Annotated in this window: 13 protein-coding genes; 9 read left to right on the forward strand and 4 right to left on the reverse strand. The window is 72.0% G+C overall.

Annotation, left to right across the window (positions count from 1 at the left end; genetic code table 11):
• Positions 1 to 70: 70 nt before the first annotated feature.
• Positions 71 to 1,747 carry a serine/threonine-protein kinase gene (locus ABD346_RS29750; RefSeq protein WP_344379077.1) on the reverse strand — a complete coding sequence of 559 codons (1,677 nt, stop codon included), beginning with the start codon at positions 1,745 to 1,747 and terminating at the stop codon, positions 71 to 73.
• Positions 1,748 to 2,144: 397 nt separating this feature from the next.
• On the opposite strand from ABD346_RS29750, the gene ABD346_RS29755 reads away from it, so the two are divergent.
• The 5 genes from ABD346_RS29755 to ABD346_RS29775 all read left to right on the forward strand — a co-directional run bounded on the left by ABD346_RS29755 (position 2,145) and on the right by ABD346_RS29775 (position 11,609).
• Entirely contained in the window at positions 2,145 to 5,222 is a 3,078-nt protein-coding gene (locus ABD346_RS29755) for an FtsK/SpoIIIE domain-containing protein (RefSeq protein WP_344379078.1), read from the forward strand.
• Between the two features lie 231 nt (positions 5,223 to 5,453).
• Complete coding sequence (locus ABD346_RS29760) at positions 5,454 to 6,851, forward strand: ABC transporter substrate-binding protein (RefSeq protein WP_344379079.1); 1,398 nt, start codon at positions 5,454 to 5,456, stop codon at positions 6,849 to 6,851.
• A 7-nt stretch (positions 6,852 to 6,858) separates the two neighbouring features.
• The gene (locus tag ABD346_RS29765; protein ID WP_344379080.1) at positions 6,859 to 8,211 is read left to right on the forward strand and encodes a carbohydrate ABC transporter permease; all 1,353 of its coding nucleotides are present in this window, start codon (positions 6,859 to 6,861) and stop codon (positions 8,209 to 8,211) included.
• Between the two features lie 70 nt (positions 8,212 to 8,281).
• Positions 8,282 to 9,163: a carbohydrate ABC transporter permease gene (locus ABD346_RS29770; protein WP_344379081.1), complete on the forward strand. Its 882-nt coding sequence runs from the start codon at positions 8,282 to 8,284 to the stop codon at positions 9,161 to 9,163.
• A gap of 196 nt (positions 9,164 to 9,359) precedes the next feature.
• Positions 9,360 to 11,609, forward strand: a complete 2,250-nt coding sequence (locus ABD346_RS29775; protein ID WP_344379082.1) for a bifunctional glycosyltransferase/CDP-glycerol:glycerophosphate glycerophosphotransferase — start codon at positions 9,360 to 9,362, stop codon at positions 11,607 to 11,609.
• A 79-nt stretch (positions 11,610 to 11,688) separates the two neighbouring features.
• Here the strand turns inward: ABD346_RS29775 and ABD346_RS29780 are convergent, their stop codons facing one another.
• Positions 11,689 to 12,321, reverse strand: coding sequence for a TetR/AcrR family transcriptional regulator (locus tag ABD346_RS29780; protein ID WP_344379083.1), 633 nt, complete (start codon positions 12,319 to 12,321; stop codon positions 11,689 to 11,691).
• Between the two features lie 203 nt (positions 12,322 to 12,524).
• Here ABD346_RS29780 and ABD346_RS29785 point away from each other — a divergent pair, with 203 nt between their 5' ends.
• The 3 genes from ABD346_RS29785 to ABD346_RS29795 all read left to right on the forward strand — a co-directional run bounded on the left by ABD346_RS29785 (position 12,525) and on the right by ABD346_RS29795 (position 15,683).
• Positions 12,525 to 13,424 (forward strand): ABC transporter permease, encoded by a 900-nt coding sequence (locus ABD346_RS29785; RefSeq protein ID WP_344379138.1) that lies wholly within the window; start codon positions 12,525 to 12,527, stop codon positions 13,422 to 13,424.
• A 22-nt stretch (positions 13,425 to 13,446) separates the two neighbouring features.
• Positions 13,447 to 14,235, forward strand: a complete 789-nt coding sequence (locus tag ABD346_RS29790; protein WP_344379139.1) for an ABC transporter ATP-binding protein — start codon at positions 13,447 to 13,449, stop codon at positions 14,233 to 14,235.
• A gap of 173 nt (positions 14,236 to 14,408) precedes the next feature.
• On the forward strand, positions 14,409 to 15,683 hold the full coding sequence (locus tag ABD346_RS29795; protein WP_344379084.1) for a glycosyltransferase 87 family protein: 1,275 nt from the start codon (positions 14,409 to 14,411) through the stop codon (positions 15,681 to 15,683).
• A 69-nt stretch (positions 15,684 to 15,752) separates the two neighbouring features.
• Here the strand turns inward: ABD346_RS29795 and ABD346_RS29800 are convergent, their stop codons facing one another.
• Positions 15,753 to 20,741: an NAD-glutamate dehydrogenase gene (locus ABD346_RS29800; RefSeq protein WP_344379085.1), complete on the reverse strand. Its 4,989-nt coding sequence runs from the start codon at positions 20,739 to 20,741 to the stop codon at positions 15,753 to 15,755.
• A gap of 460 nt (positions 20,742 to 21,201) precedes the next feature.
• On the opposite strand from ABD346_RS29800, the gene ABD346_RS29805 reads away from it, so the two are divergent.
• Positions 21,202 to 21,768 (forward strand): DJ-1/PfpI family protein, encoded by a 567-nt coding sequence (locus ABD346_RS29805; protein ID WP_053727242.1) that lies wholly within the window; start codon positions 21,202 to 21,204, stop codon positions 21,766 to 21,768.
• A 43-nt stretch (positions 21,769 to 21,811) separates the two neighbouring features.
• Here the strand turns inward: ABD346_RS29805 and ABD346_RS29810 are convergent, their stop codons facing one another.
• Entirely contained in the window at positions 21,812 to 22,507 is a 696-nt protein-coding gene (locus ABD346_RS29810; protein WP_344379086.1) for an HAD family hydrolase, read from the reverse strand.
• Position 22,508 lies beyond the last annotated feature (1 nt).

Raw genomic sequence — 22,508 nt, forward strand, 5'->3', positions numbered from 1 at the left:
AATCACCCTCTGGAAGTCGACAAATCCACGAAGTCGCGTCCCGGACCGGCGGGGCAGGGCCCTGTGCCCGCTACTTTCCGGCGTCGCCGATGCTCTTGATCCAGCCGGTTACCGTCGAAATCCCGTCACCGATGGCCTGCCAGTAGCTCTTGCCCTGGGCGACCCAGTCCTGGAGCGGGGTGAGCTCCCAGATCAGCCAGCCCGCGACGAAGAGCAGCAGGAACGTGAACAGGCAGCCCTTGAGGCAGCCCAGACCCGGGATCCGCATCCGGTTCGGGCTGCGCCGGCGCGGCTCGCGGGGCTCTCGCGGTTCACGGGCGGGGGCCTGCGGCTGCTGCGGCGGCGGGGGCTGCGGGGGTGCGTACTGCTGGGGTTGCTGCGGTTGCTGCCGGTAGGGCTGCGGCGGCGGCGCGTACTGCTGGTGCTGCGGCGGGCGGCCCTGCGGCGGGCCCTGCTGGGCGTAGCCCTGGGGCGGCTGCTGGCCCTGCTGGTAGCCCTGGCTCGGCTGCTGGCCCTGCTGGCCGTAGCCCTGCGGGGGCTGCTGCTGGCGGTGCGGGCGGCGGCGCAGCGGGTCCTGCTCGGGGGGCAGGTAGCCGACCTGGGTCTGCTCGTTGCGGTCGCGCGCGGCCTGGAGCTGGGACTGCCAGGGGTGCGGCTCCTGCGACTGCGGCCGGCCCTGCGGCACCGGCGGCATGACGGCGGTCGGGTCGGCGTGCTGGGTCTGGCCCGTCTGCGGCAGCACCGAGGTGCGCGCGGCCGGGTCGTACGAGGCCGCGTTGCTCGGCAGGACCTGCGTCGGGTCGGCCGCGCCCGGGGCCTCGGGGACCGGGGCCGGCGCCGGGTCGGGCGCCAGCAGCGCGCCCACCCCGTCGGCCGCCTCCACCTGGGCCGAGGTGGAGTGGACGCCGATGCCGGAGGCAACGACGCGCAGCCCGCGCGCCAGGTTCTCGGCGCTGGGCCGGCGGTCCGGGTCCTTGCTGAGGCAGCGCTCGATGACCGTCCACAGCGGCGCGGGGACGGTGGTGGGCCGGCGCGGCTCCTCGCTGAGGTGGCGGTGCAGGACTTCGAGCGCGGTGCCGCCCGCGAACGGCGGACGGCCCGTGACCAGCTCGTACAGCAGGATTCCGGCGCCGTAGATGTCCACGGCGGAGGTCTGCGGGCGGCCTTCGGCGGACTCGGGCGCAACGTACGCGGGCGTGCCCACGAACTCGTGCGTACGGGTGAGGCCCGGGGAGTCCGCCAGGCGCGCGATGCCGAAGTCGGTGAGCATCGGGTGCATCGCGCCGTCGCGCTCGTCCAGGAGGACGTTGGCGGGCTTCAGGTCGCGGTGCACGACGCCGTCGGCGTGGCTCGCGGCGAGCGCGTCCGCGATCTGCGCGGTGAGCAGGGAGGCGGCGACCGGGGTGAGCGGGCCGTTCTCGCGGATGTAGCGGTGCAGGTCCGGGCCGTCGATCAGGTCCATGACCAGGGCGAGCAGATCGCCCTCGACGACCAGGTCGCGGGTGCGCACGATGTTGTCGTGGCGCAGCCGCAGGAGCACGGAGCGTTCGCGCAGGAAGCGCATCACCACATCCGCGTCGTTGGCGAGCTCCTCCTTGAGGACCTTGATCGCCACGGTCTCGCCCGGCTGGCCCGCCACGGACGCTTCCGAGCCCGCGGTCTCCCGCTGGCGGGCTCGCCAGACGGTGCCCGTGGCGCCGCGTCCGAGCGGCTCCTCGAGCAGGTACTTGCTGCCTACCGGCCGCACGTCATGCGCTCCCTGCTGCTCGCGTCCATTGCTGTGTGGGTTTCCGGCCCACTCTAGTGCCGCCCCCGACCGCGCCGACGGGTCGTGGGGTCGGTGCCACCAGGTTGTTCACCGTCTTCTCATGCTTCTCAGGAAAGACGCGGTCTTCGCACGGAAGGTTGCCGAACGGCCGTGCCCGGCACCTCTTCGAAATGCCCCACTCGGTCGTAACCAGCCACTTTTCCGTCCACAATTGCGTCCCGAGCCGACCAATCAAGATCAATTAAAGGTGGGCGACGGGCGCGTTGTCAGTGGCAGGTGCGAGGATGCCCTCAGCACGAATTGTGTGCCGGGTGGGGGGAATCACAGGGCTGCTCCCCCTTCTTGGCACCCCCGCGCAGAAGGGACCGCCGAGGCGATGCAGATCCGGCTGACCGTCCTCGCGCCGCGCAGCGGCCACGCTGCGGCGCGCGCCTGCGACGTGCTCGTCACCGCCCCGGCGGGGACGGCACTCGCGGCCGTCGCGTCCGGCCTGGCCTCGGCCGCCTCCGGCGCGGAGGTCTCGGGCGCTTCCGTGGTGCTGTACGCGGGCCGCGAGCGGCTCGACGCGCAGCGCCGCATCCTGGGTGAGCCACCGCTGGTGGACGGCGCGGTGCTTTCGCTCGCCTCCCCCGCCGAGGGCGAGCCGGCCCACGACGGCCCGGCCCCGGCCCGCCTCCACGTGGTGGCGGGGCCCGACGCGGGCGGCGTCCACCTGCTGCACGGCGGCCGCATCGGCATCGGCCGCTCCACGGAGTCGGACGTGGCGCTGGACGATCCGGACGTCTCGCGCCAGCACTGCGAGGTGACGGTCGGCGAGGACGGCCGGGTGAGCGTCGCCGACCTGAACTCCACGAACGGCACCCGCCTCGACGGCCGGGAGATCGGCGCCCGGCCGGTCCGGCTCGCCCCCGGCGCGCTGCTGCGGATCGGCGAGTCCGCCCTGCGGCTCTCCCCCGGCGGCCCCGAGGCGGAGCCTTCCCTCGCCACCACACCGGACAGCGATGGACACCTTCGGGTGACTCCTCGTACGGCAGCGGCCCAACCAGCCGATCCCGTAACGGAGTTGCCCCCTCCGTCCGGCGGGACGAGCCACTCCTTCGGTACGTCCCCCAGCGCGCCGGGCGGGCACGAGGGGGCGTACGGCGGCGGGTTCGACGCGCTGGGAGCGCCGTCCGGGTACGGGCACGACGGGCGGGACGACCACCGCGAGGCGGCGGCGCCGCCGAGCAGGCGGCAGGGCACGCCGCTGCGCGGCACCCGGCTCCCCGAAGGCCTGCCCGGTCCCGACGAGCCCGAGCACGCCCGTGCGGATGCGGCCGACGGCGGCCGACGGCGCGGGATAGGGGCATGGGCCCGGCGGCTGGCCGGCGGGCGCGGCGAGACGGCGCCCGAGCAGGCACCCGCCGAGCCGCAGCGGCCCCTGCCCGAGCCCGCGCCCGAGAGCTGGCCCGACCCGGCCGCGCTGCTCCTGACCGCGCTCGGCCCCGGACCCCGGCTGTGGGAGCGCGCGCCCGGTCATCCGGAGGCGCTCGCGATCCGGGTCGGCACCGCGGACCGGGGCGAGCTGGCGGCCGTGCCGGTCACGGTGGGGCTGCGCGAAGCGGGCTCGCTCGGGCTCGCCGGGCCCCGAGAGCGGCTCGCTGGGCTGGCCCGCTCGGCGATCGCCCAGCTGGCCGCGCTGCACGCGCCGACCACCCTGGAGATCGTCCTCATCAGTACGGACCGGTCACGCCCCCTCCAGGCACGCACCGCCGAGTGGGACTGGCTGGGCTGGCTCCCCCAGGTCCGCCCGGCACACGGTCAGGACTGCCGGCTGCTCCTCGCCTACGACCGCGACCAGGCGACGGCACGCACGTCCGAGCTGGTCAGACGGCTCGACGCGGGCCCGCTCGGCCCGGGCTGGGCCTCGGCCGAGCGGAGCGCGGTGGCCGAGGCCGCCGCCCGCTACGAGGGCCCGTTCACGGTGGTCGTCGTGGACGGCGACCCGGGGTCGGCCCCGCTGCGCGAGACCACCGCACGCCTCGCCGCGGCGGGCGCCGCGGCCGGCATCCATCTGCTGTGCCTCGCCGACGCCCCGCCCGCATCGGCCTCGTCCCCCGTCGCGGCGACGTACGAGACGGCGTGCGCGGCCTCGCTCGCCTTCCGTGAATGCGGGGCGGTCGCGCTGCTCAGCGGGGATGTGGCCACGGCGCTGCGGCTGCTGCGCATCGCGGGCGGCCGGCCCGCCGGGCACGGCACGGTGGCCACGATGGACGCGGTCTCGCGCGCCTGGGCCGAGCGGTTCGCCCGCGCGCTCGCCCCGTTGCGTACCGGCGACGGCACGGCGGCCTCGGCCGGGCGCCTCGCCTCCTCGCTGCCCCAGTCATCGCGCCTGCTCGACGAGTTGGGTCTCGCCCGGGCCACCCCGGCGTCCCTGATGGCCCGTTGGGAGTCGGCGCCGGACGGGGCGGTCGTGCTCGGCACCGGGCCGCGCGGCCCGGTCGGCGTGGACCTCGCGTCCGACGGCCCCCACCTGCTGGTCGAAGGGCCGCCCGGCAGCGGCCGCACCGAGCTGCTGCGAGCCGTCGCCGCCTCCCTCGCGGCGGGCGCCCGGCCCGACCGGCTCGCCCTGATCCTGGTCGACGGAGCGGGCGGCGAGCGCGGCGAGGGGTTGCGCCCCTGTACCGAACTCCCGCATGTTTCAACGCACTTGATCGCCTCCGACCCCGTACGGATGCGGGAGTTCGCGCAGGCGCTCGGCGCCGAGCTGAAGCGCCGGGCGGAGGTGCTCGGTGGGCTCGGCTTCGCGGAGTGGCAGACCCAGCGCGAGGTCGCCGGGCACATGGTGGGGCAGCGGCAGGCGCCCGCCGTGGAGAGCCGGGGCGACCTCGACCCTCCGGGCAGCAGCACCCTGCGGCTGCGCCCGGTCTCCCGCAGCCGCACCGAGGAGGGGCCGGCGCTGCCCCGCCTGGTCGTCCTGGTCGACGATCTGGACGCGCTGGTGGCGCCCGCGCTCGGCAGCCCCGGGCGGCCCGCCGCGGGTTCGGTCGTACGGGCCCTGGAGGCGGTGGCCCGCGAGGGCGAGCGGCTCGGGGTGCACCTCGTGGCGGCCTCGGCCCGGCCGGACCGCACGGCGGAGACGGAGCTCGCGCGCGGCGCCCGGCACCGCGTCGTCCTCGACCCGCCGCCCGCATCGCCCTCTCCGGAGGAGCCGTCCCCGGGCAGGGGCCGGCTGCACCAGGCGGACGGGGTGTCCGTGCCGTTCCAGGGCGGCCGGGTCACCGGGCGCATACCGCGCACCGCGACGCAGCGGCCCACCGTCGTGGTCCTGGAGTGGGAGCGGATGGGCGACCCGCCGGCCCGCCGGCCCGTCCGCGAGCTCGGCAACGGGCCCACCGACCTGGCCCTGCTGGCCAGCGCCCTCGACCGCGCCGCATCCTTGGTCAACGCGCCCCCGATGCCGCCGCTGCCGTGACGACGGGGCCGCCGCGCGGGCCCCAGTGGATCAACCCGGCTGCAAAGGGAGGCAGTTGGGACATCCCGCAACACCCAACGTCACAAGCCCATCACGATCATCAACTGGACAGCGAAGGCGGTATTGCGGCGCCCCCGCACCCGGCGTAGGACTGTCGCACGGGACGAGAGCGGCGGCGCCTGCGTCACCGGGCGCGGCGGTTCGTACGCGCACGGGAGAGACGGGGCACGCATGCGCAGCACTCGTACAGGCCGCACCACCACACGCACCACGACGACAGGCCGCACCCTCATATCCGCCCTCGCCATCGGCGGCCTCGCGCTCGGCGCGGCCGCGTGCAGCAGCGACGACGGGAAGAAGAGCGGGCCGTCCGCCAGTGCCTCGACCTCCGCGTCCACGGGCGCCGGGGTCCAACTCCCCAAGCTCAACGGGGAGAAGATCGAGGTCGCCGCCGTGTGGACGGGGCCCGAGCAGGCCAACTTCATGAAGGTGCTCAAAGAGTTCGAGGCGCGGACCGGGGCCACCGTCACCTTCGTGCCCGCCCAGGACCCCATCGTCAACTTCCTCGGCACGAAGATCGCCGGTGGCAGCCCGCCCGATGTGGCGATGCTCCCCCAGGTCGGCGCGATCCAGCAGGCCGTGGCGAAGAAGTGGGCCAAGCCCGCCGGGCCCGAGGCCAAGGCGCAGCTCGCCGCGAACTACTCCAAGGTGTGGCAGGACCTGGGCTCGGTCGACGGTACCCAGTACGGGGTCTACTTCAAGGCCGCCAACAAGTCCCTGGTCTGGTACAACGCCAAGGTCTTCCAGAACGCGGGCGTCAAGGTCCCCGCGACGTGGAAGGACTTCCTGAGCACCGCCGACACCATCTCCGCCTCCGGCGTGACCCCGGTGTCGGTCGGCGGCGCGGACGGCTGGACGCTCACCGACTGGTTCGAGAACGTCTACCTCTCCCAGGCCGGGCCGGAGAAGTACGACCAGCTGGCCAAGCACGCCATCAAGTGGACCGACCCGTCCGTGAAGGACGCGCTCACCACCCTCGCCCAGCTCTTCGGCAAGCCGAACCTCATCGCGGGCGGCACCAACGGCGCGCTCCAGACCGAGTTCCCGGCCTCCGTCACGCAGACCTTCACGGGTGGCGACCAGCCCAAGGCGGGCATGGTCTTCGAGGGCGACTTCGCCTCGGTCAACATCGCGGAGACCTCCGCCAAGATCGGCACCGACGCCAAGGCGTTCCCGTTCCCTGCCGTGGGCGACAAGGCGCCGGTCGTGACGGGCGGCGACGCGGCCGTGGCCCTGAAGGACACCAAGGGTGCCCAGGCGCTGCTCACCTGGCTCGCGTCCACCGACGCCGCGCAGATCTGGGCGAAGGCCGGCGGCTTCGTCTCGCCCAACAAGTCCCTGGACTTCGGGGCGTACCCCAACGACGTACAGCGTGACATCGCCAAGTCGCTGATCGCGGCCGGTGACAACGTGCGCTTCGACATGTCGGACCAGGCTCCGCAGTCCTTCGGCGGCACCCCCGGCAAGGGCGAGTGGAAGGATCTCCAGGACTTCCTGAAGAACCCGTCCGACATCGCGGGCACCCAGTCCAGGCTGGAGGCCGACGCGGCCGCGGCGTTCAAGAGCTGATCCGGCGATGACGACCGCCACGGCGGGAGGCGCCCCGCCTCCCGCCACACCTCCCGTACCCAAGGCCGTCAAGAGCGTCACCGGTACCCGCAAGTGGATCGCGGCGGCCTTCCTGCTGCCCGCGCTCGTGCTGCTCGGTGCACTCGTGGTCTACCCGATCGGATTCTCGATCTATCGATCGTTCTTCGATCAGTCCGGTCATTCATTCGCCGGAATCGACAACTACAAGACGCTGTTCACCGACCACACGATCCGCACCGCGGTGAAGAACAACGCGATCTGGGTCGTCTGCGCCCCGACGATCGCCACCGCCCTCGGCCTGATCTTCGCCGTACTGACCGAACGGGTGCGCTGGGGAACGGCGTTCAAGCTGATCGTGTTCATGCCGATGGCGATCTCGATGCTCGCCGCAGGCATCATCTTCCGCCTGGTGTACGAGCAGGACCCGGCGCGCGGGGTCGCCAACGCCGTGGTGGTGGGCGTGCACGACACGTTCACCGAGTCGGCCGGCTACCCCAAGGCGCATCCGCTGCCCAGCGCGCCGCTGAAGGACGGGGGCGGCGGGACCTTCATCACCCGGGACGCGGTGCACGTCGGACAGCCCGCCCTGCTGCCCCTCGTGGGCGTCGCCGCCGACGCGATGCCGACATCGGCCGGAACCGCCAAGCCCGCCAGGGCAGAGCCGGGCAAGGTCACCGGCACGGTCTGGCTCGACTTCACCAAGGGCGGCGGCGGCCGTCCGAACGTCATCGACGCCAAGGAGCTCGGCCTCAAGGGCATCAAGGTCGAGGCCGTCAAGGACGGCAAGGCCGTCGCCTCGGCGACCGCCGGCGCGGACGGCACGTTCACCCTGCCCGCCTCGGCCGACGGGGCCCAGCTCCGGCTCCCCGAGAGCAACTTCCACCAGCCGTACAACGGTGTCGAATGGCTCGGCCCGACGCTGGTCACCCCGGCCATCATCGGCTCGTACATCTGGATGTGGGCCGGGTTCGCGATGGTGCTCATCGCGGCGGGGCTCGCCGGGCTGCCGCGCGAACTCCTGGAAGCGGCCCGCGTGGACGGCGCGAACGAGTGGCAGGTGTTCCGCCGGGTCACCGTCCCGCTGCTCGCGCCGGTGCTCGCGGTCGTCCTGGTCACGCTGATGATCAACGTTCTGAAGATCTTCGACCTGGTCTTCATCATCGCGCCCGGCTCCAGCCAGGCCGACGCGAACGTGCTCGCCCTCCAGCTCTACCGCTCCTCCTTCGGCACCGAGGCGGACCTGGGCATAGGCAGCGCGATCGCGGTCCTACTGCTGCTCCTCGTGATCCCGGTGATGCTCTTCAACATCCGCCGCATGCGACGGGAGGCCAAGCGATGAGGGCCCGTGGAGGCGGTCGTCGCCCGGGACGGCACAGCACTGTCCGGCGTATGCGCGAGGAGGCCAGGCGATGACCGCTGTCGAAGGGATCGTCAAGGCCCGGCAGTCGCTGCCCGCGCGCATCGCGTCGCGTACGGGCGGCGGCGTGCTGCGCGTGTTCCTCGTCCTGGTCGGCCTCTTCTGGCTGATGCCGACCGTCGGACTGCTGCTCTCCTCGGTGCGCAGCCCCTCCGACATCGCCTCGACGGGCTGGTGGAAGACGTTCACCGACCCGTCCCAGTTCACCTTCCACAACTACGCGAACCTGCTGGACAACAGCACGATCACCAACTCCCTGCTCTCCACGGTCGCGATCACCGTCCCGGCCACCGTCCTGGTCGTCGTCATCGGCTCGCTCGCCGGTTACGCGTTCGCCTGGATGGACTTCCCCGGGCGCGACTGGTGGTTCATGGTCGTGGTGAGCCTGCTTGTCGTGCCGGTGCAGGTCGCCCTCGTGCCGGTCGCCAAGCTCTTCGGGCAGATCGGGATCTTCGAGACGACGATCGGCGTGATCATCTTCCACGTCGCCTTCGGCCTGCCGTTCGCGATCTTCCTGCTCCGCAACTTCTTCGCGGAGATCCCGAGGGAGCTCCTTGAGGCGGCCCGCCTCGACGGCGCGGGCGAGATCCGGCTCTTCACCCGCGTCGTGATGCCGCTCGGCGGCCCGGCGATCGCCTCGCTCGGCATCTTCCAGTTCCTGTGGGTCTGGAACGACATGCTGGTCGCGCTGATCTTCGCCGACTCCAAGCACCCGCCGATCACGGTGGCGCTGCAGCAGCAGGTCCGCCAGTTCGGCAACAACATCGACGTGCTCGCGCCGGGCGCCTTCGTCTCGATGGTCATCCCGCTCGCCGTCTTCTTCGCCTTCCAGCGGCAGTTCGTGTCGGGGGTGATGGCCGGGGCGGTGAAGTGACGGCACGTCCAGGGGATGTGACACGCGCAGGGATTTGATCACTCGATCGAACGATCATGCGCGCAAGCTCGCATGACACCACGTCAAGCACATGATCGCGGGACTACGCCGGACGGCACCAGTGGCGTAACCGGATCACTCCTTCGGACGTTCACGGGCCATCCCCCCGTGTCCTCTCACGCCCCAGGATGTTCCGTTGCCCCGGTTCAGCGTCATCGTGCCCGCGTACAAGCTCCAGGCCCATCTTCACGGCTGTCTGGAATCGGTACTGAGTCAGACGTACGAGCGTGACGAGAGCCCGGCGTTCGACCTGGAAGTGATCGCGGTCGACGCCGGCTCGCCCGACTCCTGCGGCGAGATCATCGACGAGGTCGCCGCCCGCGATCCCCGGGTCGTCGCGGTGCACCTGCCCGCGGACCCGGCCGACCCCGGCCAGGGGCCTGGCCCCGCCCGCAACGCCGGGCTCGCCCGGGCCACCGGCGAGTACGTGCTGTTCCTCGACGGCGACGACACCCTGGCCCCGCACGCCCTGCGCGACATCGCCGACCGGCTCAAGGCGTCCGGCGACCCCGACGTCCTGGTCTTCGGCCACGCCCATACGCACTGGTCGGGCGCGAGGGAGGACGTCCTGCCGGCGCACCTCACCGAGTCGGGCCCCGCCTCCTTCCCGCTGGACGAGCGCCCGGCCCTGTTGCGGCAGCCGGCCCCGTGCTGGAACAAGGCGTACAAGCGGGAGTTCACCGAGCGCGAGGGGCTCACCTTCGCGCCCGGCCGGCAGACGGACACCTTCTGGTCGTACGCGGCGCTCCTCGCGGCGGATTCGCTCAGCACGCTGGAGCGGGTGTGTGTGCACCACCGCAAGCGGCGTGGCCCGGCCGCCGCGCCCGGCCGCTATTTCGACCTCTTCCCCCAGTACGACCGCGCCTTCGACTTCATCGACTCCCGTCCCGCGCTCAGCAGTTGGCGCCCGGTGCTCGCGCGCCGGATGGCCGACCATCTCGTGGCCGCCTCCGCCACCGTCCTCACCGCGCCCGGCCTGTCCGCGCGCACCCGCACCGAGTTCTTCCGCCTGGCCCGCGCCCACTACGGCCGCCACCGCGTGCCGGGCGCCGCCGGGCTGCGGTACGCCGGAGTCCGCTTCGGTACGTATCGCATCTACCGCGTGCTGCGCGGGATCCGCGCGCTGCGTGCCCGCACCCGGGCGCTCGCCGCGACGGTGGTGCGTCCGCTGCGCTCGGCCGCGCTGGGGCTGCACTACCGGATCCAGCGCCGCCTGCCCGTGAGCGACGACCTGGCGGTGTTCAGCGCGTACGGGAACCGCGGCTACGCGTGCAGCCCGGCGGCGATCGAGGCGAAGGTCCGCGAACTCGTCCCCGGCATGCGGACCGCCTGGATCACCACGCCCGAGCAGGACGCGACGGTGCCGTCGACCACCCCGCGCCTGCGCCCCGACAGCTTCGGATATTTCGCTGCCCTCGCGCGGGCCAAGTACCTGGTGAACAACGTCGAGTTCGACCACCGCCTGGTCAAGCGGCCCGGCCAGATCCTGCTCCAGACCCACCACGGCACCCCGCTCAAGAACGTGGGCCTGGATCTGACGGACCGTCCGGCGGCCTCGCGCGACACCGACGCCGCCCGTCTGCTCGCCGACGCCGACAAGTGGGACTACGCCCTGTCCGCCAACCGGCACGCCACCCTCGTCGGCGAGCGCGCCTTCCCGGCCGCGTACACCACACTCGAATACGGCAGCCCGCGCAACGACGTGCTGCGCCGCGCCACCCCCGCCGGCGTGGCCGGACTGCGCGAACTGCTCGGCGTTCCGGGGCAGTCGACGGTCGTCCTGTACGCGCCGACACACCGCGACTACAGCCGCAGCCAGCACCTCCCACTCGACCTGGAGCGGCTGGGCCGCGCGCTCGGCCCGGAGTTCTTCCTGCTGACCCGCGCCCACTTCACCTACCGGGCGCCGCTGAACCGGACCCCGCTGTCGCGCGTCCTGGACGTCACCGGGTATCCGTCCGTCGAGGAGCTCTTCCTGGTCTCGGACGCGCTCATCACGGACTACTCGTCCCTGATGTTCGACTACGCCACTCTCGACCGGCCGATCGTCATCGTCGACGACGACCGCGAGGCGTACGAGGCGGCCCGGGGCACCTACTTCGACCTGCGGAGCTGCCCGCCGGGCGCGGTCGCCCGCAACGAGGACGAGCTGATCGACATCTTCACCACCGGCCACTGGCGCGGCTCTCGTTCGGCCCAGCTGCGGTCCGCATTCCGCAAGCGGTTCTGCCCGTACGACGACGGGCACGCGGCGGAGCGGGTGGTGCGGCGGGTGTTCCTGGGGGACTCCGGGTCCGCCCCCGCCCCCACGGGCCGGAATGTGCCCGCGCAGCGTGTCAGGGGGGCGGAGTTCGCCCCTGCGGGGGCGTCCGGCACGGGGCGCTGAGGGCGGGGGCGCTTCCGCGCGCTGATCGTCGGCCTCGGGTCGTCGGTGGCTTGCCCCCCGAGCCTCGGGGGCAAAGCAATCAGCCCGTCGCCTTCAGGGCGGCCACCGCCGACTTGGCCAGGTCGTCCAGGTAGCCCTTCGGCAGGGCTCCCTTGACCACGACCAGGCGCCAGTACAGCGGGCCCACGATCAGGTCGAGGGCCCGGTCGGGGTCCGCCCCTGGGGGCAGCTCGCCGCGTTCGACGGCCTCCCGGACGACGACTGCGGCGACACCCTGCTGACCGTCGAGCAGCGCGGCCTTGATCGCGTCGGCGATCTCCGGGTGGCGTACGGACTCGACGAGCAGGTCCGGGATGACCTGCGAGGCGATGGGGTGGCGCAGGGCGAGCGAGGCGACCGCCAGCAGGGCCCGGATGTCCCCGTAGAGGGAGCCGGTGTGCGGCACCGGGAGGCCCTGCTCGGCGAATGCCGACACGAGGTCCAGGACCAGGCTGAGCTTCGACTTCCACCGGCGGTAGACCGCGGTCTTGCCGACCCCCGCGCGGCGCGCGATGCCCTCGATGGACATCCGGGCGAAGCCGACCGCGGCGAGTTCCTCGAAGACGGCCGCCCGGATGGCGTCCGTCACGTCCTCGCGCAGCACGGCGGCGCCCGCGGGGGCACGGCGTGACGGCGGGCGGTTCGCGGCGGTCTCCGGGTCCGTCTTGGTCATGCCTTGAGCATAGCGTTGCGACGAGACGGTTGCGTTGCGACGCAAATCCGCCCTACTCTCGCCGTAGCGACGATACGGGTCCGTTCCGTCGCAAGTGATCCCCCGCCCGGGAAGCCTCCCGGGATCCCCCGGCGAAAGCGACCGTAGTGAGCCAGACCGCAGCTGCGCGCGAGACCGCAGCACCATCGGACGCATCGGCCTTCATCCCGACGCAGTCCGCCCGGTACACCGGCGACCAGGCCCTCAGCCCGGCCGAGCTGGCCGAGAAGTACGGCCTGAAGGTGAGCGGCGCCCGTCCCTCGCTGCCCGAGTACGTGCGGCAGCTGTGGGCCCGGCGCCACTTCATCACCGCGTTCGCCACCGCCAAGCTGACCGCGCAGTACAGCGAGGCGAAGCTGGGCCAGATCTGGCAGCTGATGACGCCGCTCCTGAACGCGGCGGTGTACTACTTCATCTTCGGCATCCTGATGGGCAACAAGTCCAGCACGCCGGACTACATCCCGTGGCTGGTCACGGGCGTGTTCATCTGGACCTTCACGGCCAACTCGATCATGGCGGGCACCCGCGCGATCACCGGCAACATCGGCCTGGTGCGGGCGCTGCACTTCCCGCGCGCCTCGCTGCCCGTCTCGCTCGCCCTCCAGCAGCTCCAGCAGCTGCTGTTCTCGCTGGCGGCGCTCGCGATCATCATCATGTGCTTCGGCCAGCTGCCCGGCGTCTCGTGGCTGCTGCTCGTCCCGGCGCTGGTCCTGCAGTCGATGTTCAACACGGGCCTGTCGCTCGTGATGGCCCGGATCACCGCCAAGACCCCGGACATCGCCCAGGTGATGCCGTTCATCCTGCGTACCTGGATGTACATGTCCGGCGTGATGTGGAACCTGGGCCCGCAGCTCAAGAAGATGAACCCCCTGGTGGGCCAGCTGCTCGGGCTCAACCCGGCGGCGGTCTACATCGACCTGGTGCGGTTCTCGATGATCCGGAGCTTCCACGCGAGCAAGCTGCCCCCGCACGTGTGGGCGGTCGCCGGCGGCTGGGCGGTCGTCGCGCTGGCCCTGGGCTTCATGTACTTCTGGAAGGCAGAGGAGCAGTACGGACGTGGCTGAGACGCAGACGCTGGAGCGGGCCGTGGAAGACGCGGTGCCGGCAGAGCTCGGCGAGCCGACCGTGATCGCCGACGACGTGCACATCGTCTACAAGGTCAACGGGACCGGGTCCAAGGGCAGGGGCGGGGCCACGGCCGCGCTCAACCGGATCGTCTCGCGCAAGGAGACCCCGGGCATGCGCGAGGTGCACGCCGTCAAGGGCGTCACCTTCGTGGCCCGGCGCGGCGAGGCGATCGGGCTCATCGGCTCCAACGGCTCGGGCAAGTCGACCCTGCTCAAGGCGGTCGCGGGGCTCCTGCCGACCGCCCGGGGCAAGATCTACACCCAGGGTCAGCCCTCGCTGCTCGGCGTGAACGCGGCGCTGATGAACGACCTGACCGGCGAGCGCAACGTCACCCTCGGCGGACTCGCCATGGGCATGACCCGCGAGGAGGTGCGCGAGCGCTACGACGACATCGTCGACTTCTCCGGGATCAACGAGAAGGACGACTTCATCTCGCTGCCGATGCGCACGTACTCCTCCGGCATGAGCGCGCGGCTGCGCTTCTCCATCGCGGCCGCCAAGAACCACGATGTGCTTCTCATCGACGAGGCCCTGGCCACGGGCGACGCCCGGTTCCAGCGCCGCAGCCAGGAGCGCATCAACGAGCTGCGCCAGGAGGCGGGCACCGTCTTCCTGGTCAGCCACAGCAACGCCTCGATCAAGGAGACCTGCGAGCGGACGCTCTGGCTGGAGTCGGGCACGCTGCGGATGGACGGCCCGACGGCCGAGGTGATCGCGGCGTACGAGCAGTTCACGAAGAAGAAGTAGCCGGTCCACGGCACGTTGTGCGGGGCGCCGCCGGGGCGCCCCGCACGGCTCTTCGCGCGGCACCCGGCGCGACATCGCCTCCGGACCGCCGCGGTCCGCCCTCGCGCCGCCTCGCTCCCTGCCCCTCGCGCCGCCTCGCAGAATCAGGACAAAGCGCGCATAAACTTCGCGCGATGACGCCCTCTCAGATGCCCCCGCCGCCTGCCCGGGTCCGCATCCCGGCCCCGGCGCCCGCGCCCGACCCCGGCGCCTTCGGCCGCCGCACCCGGTCCGCGGCCCTCGTCGCGAGCTGGCTCGCCACCCGCGCGCTGATGCTCCATCTCCTGGTGGCCGACCGGCTCGGCGTCGGCGGCGTGACCGGCGAGGTGTACGTCCTCTACCGGCGCTGGTACGAGCAGCTCGGCACGGGCGCCTTCCCGTTCGGGGACCCCACCTGGCAGTACCCGCCGGGTGCGGGGGTGATCATGCTCGCCCCCGCGCTCCTCCCCTTCCTCACCTTCTTCCAGGCCTTCACCGCCGTCACCGTCGGCTGCGACGCGCTGATCGCCCGGGCGCTGGTCCGGGCCGGCGCCCGCCCCGGCGGCAGCGTGGCGGGCGCCTGGCTGTGGGTGGCCGGCCTCCCGCTGCTCCTGCACATCCCGTACGGCCGCTACGACGTACAGGTCACCGCAATCGCTGTCGGCGCCCTGCTCGCGCTGCGCCGACGGCCCGGCCTCGGCGGCGCGCTCGCGGGACTCGGCGCCCTGGTCAAGGTGTGGCCGCTGCTCACCGTGATCGGCGCACCACCCGGCCGCGGCGCCCGCCGCGCGCTGCTCGGCGCGCTCGGCTCGACGGCCGCCCTGCTCGCCGTGCTCGCCCTCGCCTTCGACCACACCCTGGACTTCGCCCGCCAGCAGGGCGGCCGGGGCCTCCAGATCGAGTCCCTCGGCGGCACCGCGCTCCAGCTCGCCCACCTGCTCACGGGCCACCCCGGCCGGGTCGTCTACCGGTACGGAGCCATGGAGTTCACCGGCCCGTACGTCTCGGCGCTTGCCACCCTCAGCCTGGCCCTGACCGGGCTCGCGCTCTGCTGGCTGCTGTTCTGGCGGGTGCGCGCCCGGCGCTGGACGGTGGCGGTGCCGCTCGACGCGGCGCTGTGCGCGGTGCTCCTGTTCACCGTGACCAGCCGGGTGATCAGCCCCCAGTACCTGATCTGGCTGCTCGGCCTGGCCGCCGCCTGCCTCACCTCGCACCAGACCACCCAGCGCCCGGTGGCCCGACTCCTGCTCCCCACCGCCGCGTTGAGCGCACTGGCCTTCCCCTGCCTGTACGACGAGGTCATGGCCGGATCCGCCCTGGGCACCTGCATCATGGCGGCCCGCAACACCTTGCTCCTGACCGCGGCTCTGCTCTCGTGCCGAAGGCTGTGGACGTCCACGGTGACCGCCTCGACGACCACCCAACGCTGAAGGGGCGCCCACCACAAGGGTGGACGCCCCTTCCATAGCCCTCCGGGGGCGCGGGGAACTGAGGAGGCCTCAGCTGTGCGTGCGCAGCAGCGTCCGCATGGTCCGCATCGCAACCGACAGGTTGGCCAGGTCGAACGCGTCGGAGGACTGGATCTCCTCCAGGGTCGTGCGGGCACGGCCCAGGATCGCCGCGTTCTTCTCCTCCCACGCCTTGAACCGCTGCTCCGGCGACGTCGTGCCGTTGCCGACCGACAGGACGTCCTGGGTCAGCCCGGCGTGCGCCGCGAACAGGTCCTCGCGGATGGCCGCGCGCGCCATCGACTGCCAGCGGTCGGCCCGCGGCAGCTCGATGATGCGGTCCAGGAGCTGGGTGATCCGCAGCCGGTCCGCGAGGTCGTAGTAGACCTCGGCGACCTGGAGCGGCTCCTTGTCGGTGCGGGCCGCGATGGCCACGATGTCGAGCGCCGGGAAGACCGAGGAGAACCCGGCGACGCGCCGCGCGAGCTCCTCGGGCACGCCCACACCCGTCAGCTCGTCCAGGATGCCCTGGTACCACTCGAGGTCGGCGCCCCGCAGCAGGTTCGCGAGCGAGTCCCAGACCTGGGCCACACCGGCCGAGAAGTCCTCGATCGTCTCGGCGATCTGGAGCGGCTGCGGCCGGTTGTTGAGCAGCCAGCGGGTGCCGCGCTCGACCAGACGGCGCGAGTGCAGCCGGATACGGGTCTGGACGTCGGCGGCGACCTTGTTGTCGAGCGCCTCGACGGCGTCCCACACCCCGCTCACGCCGAAGATCTCGCGGGCCGCGGCATGCGCCCGCACGATCTCTTCGAGCGAGGCCCCGGTCTCCTCGCGGAGCCGGTGCAGGAAGGTCGAGCCACCGATGTTGACGGTGTCGTTGACCAGGACGGTCGTGATGATCTCGCGGCGCAGCGCGTGCCCGTCGACGGCCTCGGTGAACTTCTCGCGCAGCTGCCGCGGGAAGTAGGCGTGCAGCAGCCCGGCCAGGTGCGGGTCGTCCGGGAGACCGGTGTGGATCAGCTCGTCGGCCACCGTGATCTTGGTGTAAGCGAGCAGCACGGCGAGCTCGGGCTGGCTGAGCCCCTTGCCGCTGTTCAGCAGTTCACGGATCTGGCGGTCGTTGGGCAGGAACTCCAGGGCCCGGTCCAGGTGGCCGTCGCGGCCCAGGCGGCGCATGAAGCGCTGGTGGGCGTGGAGCAGCGAGGGCGACTGCGCGACCGCGTTGGCCAGCGCCACGTTCTGCGCGTAGTTGTTGCGCAGCACCAGGTGGCCGACCTCGTCGGTCATCGCGGCGAGGATCTTGTTGCGCTGCTTGACGGTCATGTCGCCGTCCGCCACCAGGGCGTTGAGCAGGATCTTGATGTTCACCTCGTGGTCGGAGGTGTCCACGCCCGCGCTGTTGTCGATGGCGTCGGTGTTGACCTTGCCGCCCTCGCCCTCGTGGCCGCCCTTGCGGTCGAACTCGATCCGGCCGAGCTGGGTCAGGCCCAGGTTGCCGCCCTCGCCGACGACCTTGACGCGCAGGTCCTCGCCGTTGACGCGGATCGCGTCGTTGGCCTTGTCGCCGACGTCCGCGTTGGACTCCGCCGACGACTTCACATACGTACCGATGCCGCCGTTCCACAGCAGGTCGACCGGGGCCTTGAGGATGGCCTGCATCAGGTCGGCCGGGGTCAGCTTGGTGACGCCGGGGGCGATGCCGAGGGCCTCGCGGATGTGCGCGTTCAGCGGGATCGACTTGGCGGTGCGGGGGTGGATGCCGCCGCCCGCCGAGAGGAGCTCCTTGTTGTAGTCGGCCCAGCTGGAGCGCGGCAGGTCGAACAGGCGGCGGCGCTCGGCGTAGGAGACGGCCGCGTCCGGCTTCGGGTCGATGAAGATGTGCCGGTGGTCGAAGGCCGCGACCAGGCGGATGTGCTCGGAGAGCAGCATGCCGTTGCCGAACACGTCGCCCGACATGTCGCCGACGCCGACGACCGTGAAGTCCTCGGTCTGGCTGTCGTGGCCCAGCTCGCGGAAGTGCCGCTTGACGGACTCCCAGGCGCCGCGGGCGGTGATGCCCATGCCCTTGTGGTCGTATCCGGCGGAGCCGCCGGAGGCGAAGGCGTCGCCGAGCCAGAAGTTGTAGCTGATCGCCACGTCGTTGGCGATGTCCGAGAACGTCGCGGTGCCCTTGTCGGCGGCGACCACCAGGTAGGTGTCGTCCTCGTCGTGGCGGACCACGTCGGCCGGCGGGACGACCTCGCCCGCGACCAGGTTGTCGGTGATGTCGAGCAGCGCCGAGATGAACGTCTTGTAGCTCGCGATGCCCTCGGCGAGCCAGGCGTCGCGGTCCACCGACGGGTCGGGGAGCTGCTTGGCGACGAAGCCGCCCTTGGCGCCGACCGGCACGATGACGGTGTTCTTCACCATCTGCGCCTTGACCAGGCCGAGGATCTCGGTGCGGAAGTCCTCACGGCGGTCGGACCAGCGGAGCCCGCCCCGGGCGACCTTGCCGAAGCGCAGGTGGACGCCCTCGACGCGCGGCGAGTACACCCAGATCTCGAACGCCGGGCGGGGCGCCGGGAGGTCGGGGATGGCCTGCGGGTCGAACTTCATGGAGACGTAGGCGTGCGGAGCACCGTCCACCGTCTGGAAGAAGTTCGTCCGCAGCGTGGCCTTGATGACGGTGAGGAAGGAGCGCAGGATGCGGTCCTCGTCCAGGCTCGCCACCTGGTCGAGCGCTCCGTCGAGCTCTTCGAGGAGCCCGTCGATGAGCTCGGTGCCGGCCCGCTGGCGGTCCGGCGAGAGCCGGGCCTCGAAGAGCGAGACGAGCAGCCGGGTGGTGTGGACGTTGTCGCGGAGGGTGTCCTCCATGTAGTCCTGGCTGAACGTGGAGCCGGCCTGGCGCAGGTACTTGGCGTAGGCACGGAGCACCATCGCCTGGCGCCAGTTGAGACCGGCGCGCAGCACCAGGGAGTTGAAGCCGTCGTTCTCGGCGGCGCCCGTCCAGGTCGCGGCGAAGGCCTCCTGGAAGCGCTCGCGGGCGTCGTCCGCGAGGTAGTCGCCGTTGCCGTTGGCCTTCTTCGGCATGCGCAGGCCGAAGTCGTAGATCCAGGCGTGCGTACGGTCCGCGCAGCGCAGCTCGTAGGGCCGCTCGTCGGTGACCTCGACGCCCAGGCGCTGGAGCACCGGGAGGACCGCGGACAGCGAGACCTGCTCGCCGATCCGGTAGATCTTGAAGCGGCGCTCGCCGGGGGCCGCGCCGACCGGCTCGTACAGGGAGAGCGCGAAGTCCTTGCGCCCGTGGGTGAGTTGTTCCAGGTGGACGAGGTCGGCGACGGCCGCGCGCGGCGAGTGGTCGGCCTTGTAGCCCTCGGGGAACGCGTGGCCGTAGCGGCGAAGCAGCTCGGCGGCGCGCTCCTCGCCGCACTCGGCGTTCAGCGCGTCGGAGAAGCCGTCGGCCCAGGAGCGGGCGGCTTCGACGAGGCGGGCCTCGATGCGGTCGGAGTCGGCGTCGGTGAGCTCGGTCAGCTCGGTGCCGGCCGGGACGCGCACCACGAAGTGCAGCCGGGACAGGATCGACTCGGTGTTCCAGGCGGTGAAGTCGACGCTGGTGCCGCCGAGCTCCTCCTTGAGGATCTCGATGAGCCGCAGCCGTACGCCCGTGGTGTAGCGGTCGCGCGGCAGGTAGATCAGCGCCGAGTAGTAGCGGCCGTACTCGTCCTGGCGCAGGTACAGGCGCAGCCGGCGCCGCTCCTGGAGGTACAGGACGGAGGTCACGATGGAGCGCAGCTGGTCGGCCGGGGTCTGGAACAGCTCGTCGCGCGGGTAGGTCTCCATGATCTGGAGCAGGTCGCGGCCGTCGTGGCTGTTGGGCGAGAAGCCGGCGCCCTTGAGGACCTCTTCGACCTTGCGGCGCACGACCGGCACCCGGCGCACGGACTCGGTGTAGGCGGCCGAGGAGAACAGGCCGAGGAAGCGGCGCTCGCCGACGACGTTGCCCTGCTCGTCGAACTTCTTCACGCCGACGTAGTCGAGGTAGGAGGGCCGGTGCACGGTGGCCCGGCTGTTGGCCTTGGTCAGCACGAGGAGCTTGTGCTCGCGGGCCTTGGCACGGGCGTCGGCGGGCAGCCGGCTGAAGGACGGCGAGACGGGGTGACCGTCGTCCTCGCCGTGCTGCGGGTCGGAGCGCAGGATGCCGAGGCCGGTGCCGGGGACGGCGGACAGCGAGTCGTCGTCGGTGAGCCGGTACTCACGGTAGCCGAGGAAGGTGAAGTGGTCGTCCGAGAGCCAGCGCAGGAGCTCGCGGGCCTCGTCGACGTCCTGGTCGCGCAGGTCGCCGGCCTTCGGCTCCTTGGGCAGCTCGTCGGCGATGCGCAGCGCGGCGTCGCGCATCTTCTCCCAGTCCTCGACGGCTTCCCGTACGTCGGACAGGACGCGCAGCAGGTCGGCGGTGATCTGCTTCAGGTCGGCGCGGTCGGTCTCGCGGTCGATCTCGACGTGGATCCACGACTCGGTGAGCGCGTCGTGCGGCAGCTCGGCGGTCTGGGCGCCGGTGTCGAGGACCTCGATGAGCTTGCCGGTGAGGTCGCGGCGGACGACGACCTGCGGGTGGATCACGACGTGGATGCCGCGGCTCTGCCGGGACAGCTCGTTGGTGACCGAGTCGACGAGGAAGGGCATGTCGTCGGTGACGACCTCGACGACGGAGTGACTGCAGGTCCAGCCGTTCTCCTCGACGGTCGGGGTGTGCACCCGGACGTTCGCCGTGCCCTGCGGCCGGTTCTCCGCGAGGCGGTAGTGGGAGAGCGCTGCGCCGAAGACGTCGACCGGGTCGCGGTCGGCCAGGTCCTCGGGAGCGGTGTGCAGGTAGTAGCGCTGGAGGTACCCGAGAAGGACGCCCTGGTCGGGACCTTCCTCGCTCGTGGCCCCAGTCGTGGCTGCCCGGTCGGTCCGGGGGGTGTCCCCCAGGCCTCCGGGCCCCCCGGCCGGGCTGTTCTCAGCTACCCGGGCCGCCCGTGCGAGCAGCTCGGCCTTGGCTTCGTCCAGCTTGGTCTGCATGTCCTCTGGCTCCTGTCGCGCGCCGTTGCGTGACGTAGGGGAAAGAAGCGACGCAACGCCACGACGCGGGGTGTCCGGTCGGTGTCGACGCTATGCCGCGATGAGAGATACCCGGGCGCTTACCGGCCAATTTTGTGGCCTGGCGCCTTGATTCCGGGTGGAGGGAATCAGCGACTGCCCGGGCACGGTGGTGCTCCGGGCGCAGGGCAGAGGCGTCAGTGCCTCCGCGGCATATCGCGCTGATCACGGGTCAAGGCTATCGCCCCTTCCCCCCGAACCGTCATGAGCCTTATGTGTACAAAAGCTGGGCCCGAAGTTTGACACTCTGGACAGCGACGTGGCGGCGAGAACGGGCCCTCTTGGCAAACCGGCGCCGCGCGGGCAGGTTGACGGTACGGAATCCGCAGGTGCGATCGACCTCCAGCCACCTGAGCTCCAGCCCCTGAGAGGGAGGCCACTCATGGCAGCCAAGATCCTCATCGTGACCGGTGACGCCGCCGAATCCCTGGAAGTCCTCTACCCGTACCAGCGACTGCGCGAGGAGGGGTACGACGTCCACATCGCGGCTCCGGCCCGCAAGAAGCTGCGGTTCGTGATCCACGACTTCGAGCCCGGCTTCGACACGTACACGGAGAAGCCCGGCTACACCTGGCCCGCCGATCTGGCCTTCTCGGAAGTCGACCCCGGCCAGTACGCCGCCTTGGTGATCCCGGGCGGCCGGGCCCCCGAGTACCTCCGCAACGACCCGGAGCTGAGGAAGATCCTTAAGGCCTTCTTCGACACCGACAAGCCGGTCGCCCAGATCTGCCACGGCCCGCTCCTGACGGCCGCGATCGGCGGCCTGAGCGGGCGCCGGGTCACCGCCTATCCCGCCCTTGAGCTGGACATGCAGACGGCGGGCGCGACGTTCCAGGACGCCGAGACCGTGGTGGACGGCACCTTGGTCTCCGCCCGCGCCTGGCCGGACCACTCCCGCTGGATGCGGGAGTTCCTCACGGTGCTGCGGGCGAAGGCGCCGGTGACGTAGGAGCGGGCGGAAGGGACCGGGGCGGCCACCGCGCGGGCGCCGCTCAGCCGGCCAGGTCCTCCGCGACGGCCACCGCCTCGGCGAGGGAGTCGACGACCGGCACCCCCGCCGCGGCGAGGCTGGCCCGGCTGTGGGAGCCGCCGGTGTAGAGCACCGCCTTCGCGCCCACGGCCGCCGCGGCCACCGCGTCGTCGACCGCGTCCCCGATCACCACGGTGCGCTCGCCGGATATCTCCGGGTCCACCGCCCGCAGCGCGGTCAGGTGGCGCACCATGTGCTCCGCCTTGCTGCCGTGCGAGGGCCCGGTGCGGCCGTCGACGCGTACGAAGTGGCCGGTGATGCCGTGCCGCCGCACGATCGGCACCAGGTGTTCGTGCGGCGCCATGGAGAGCAGCGACTGGCTGAGCCCGGCCGCCCAGCGCGCCGCGAGGAGCTCGGCCGCGCCCTCGGTGAGCCCGCAGGCGTCCGCCCTAGCCCAGTACTGCTGATGGAAGGCCGCGTCCATGACCAGCCACTCGGCGTCCGTGGGCAGCCGCCCGATCAGGCGCTGGTAGAACCGGGGTATCGGCACGCAGTACAGGTCGCGGTAGCGCTCCAGCGTGATCGGCTCAAGGCCGAGCTCCGCGAACGCGGCGTTGGTCGCCTCGATGATCGCCACGTTGTCGTCGAGCAGCGTGCCGTTCCAGTCCCACACGAGATGGGCCGGTCGCTTCCCCGTGCCCTGCCTGCCGTTCCCCATG

Origin of the sequence: Streptomyces mauvecolor, assembly GCF_039532965.1 — a bacterium.
GTDB classification, from domain to species: Bacteria; Actinomycetota; Actinomycetes; order Streptomycetales; family Streptomycetaceae; genus Streptomyces; species Streptomyces violascens.

Excerpts from the sequence above, each read along its gene's own strand:
- ABD346_RS29755 (WP_344379078.1), top strand. The coding sequence starts at position 2,145 with ATGCAGATCCGGCTGACCGTCCTCGCGCCGCGCAGCGGCCACGCTGCG.
- ABD346_RS29760 (WP_344379079.1), top strand. The coding sequence starts at position 5,454 with ATGCGCAGCACTCGTACAGGCCGCACCACCACACGCACCACGACGACA.
- ABD346_RS29765 (WP_344379080.1), top strand. The coding sequence starts at position 6,859 with ATGACGACCGCCACGGCGGGAGGCGCCCCGCCTCCCGCCACACCTCCC.
- ABD346_RS29770 (WP_344379081.1), top strand. The coding sequence starts at position 8,282 with ATGACCGCTGTCGAAGGGATCGTCAAGGCCCGGCAGTCGCTGCCCGCG.
- ABD346_RS29780 (WP_344379083.1), bottom strand. The coding sequence starts at position 12,321 with ATGACCAAGACGGACCCGGAGACCGCCGCGAACCGCCCGCCGTCACGC.
- ABD346_RS29795 (WP_344379084.1), top strand. The coding sequence starts at position 14,409 with ATGACGCCCTCTCAGATGCCCCCGCCGCCTGCCCGGGTCCGCATCCCG.
- ABD346_RS29800 (WP_344379085.1), bottom strand. The coding sequence starts at position 20,741 with ATGCAGACCAAGCTGGACGAAGCCAAGGCCGAGCTGCTCGCACGGGCG.
- ABD346_RS29805 (WP_053727242.1), top strand. The coding sequence starts at position 21,202 with ATGGCAGCCAAGATCCTCATCGTGACCGGTGACGCCGCCGAATCCCTG.
- ABD346_RS29810 (WP_344379086.1), bottom strand. The coding sequence starts at position 22,507 with ATGGGGAACGGCAGGCAGGGCACGGGGAAGCGACCGGCCCATCTCGTG.